This window comes from Halorubrum sp. Atlit-26R, assembly GCF_003666015.1.
Classification (GTDB): domain Archaea; phylum Halobacteriota; class Halobacteria; order Halobacteriales; family Haloferacaceae; genus Halorubrum.
The window spans coordinates 1-541 of the sequence record NZ_QPLT01000352.1 but is presented as its reverse complement, the minus strand read 5'-3'; the positions used below and the strand labels follow the sequence as shown (position 1 = coordinate 541).

The window sequence follows — 541 nt, the reverse complement described above, 5'->3', positions numbered from 1 at the left end:
CACCGGATTCGGTCATAGTTGACCGGATCCAAAGAGCGTTTCCCTCTGATGAGTTGCGCGAGCGCGCTCGCGCAACGAATCTCGTCCAACGAGAGCGGAAATTCGACATCGTTGCGCTGTTCTACACACTCTCGTTTGGCTTCGCTGCTGGCTCAGACCGCTCTCTCCAAGCATTTCTCGAACGCTACGTCGAGATGGCTGACTGTGACGAACTCTCCTACGCATCGTTCCACGACTGGTTCGAACCAGGATTCGTTGCACTCCTTCGAGAGATTCTCGATGACGCAATCGAGAATCTCGATACCGGACGAGAAGATTTGAACGGCCGTCTCGAACGCTTTCGAGACGTCCTCATTGCTGACGCAACCATCGTTTCGCTGTACCAGGACGCCGCTGATATCTACACAGCAACCGGCGACCATCAAGCCGAACTGAAACTTCACCTCACCGAATCTCTCTCGACTGGGCTCCCGACACGATTCCGGACAACCGATGGGACGACTCATGAACGGAGTCAGCGACCCACCGGCGAGTGGGTAGC

The 541-nt window shown here is 55.8% G+C and carries 1 pseudogene; it reads left to right on the top strand.

What is annotated here, in order from left to right:
• Nucleotides 1-541, top strand: a pseudogene (locus DVK07_RS20940) (IS4-like element ISHvo11 family transposase); the annotation flags it as partial.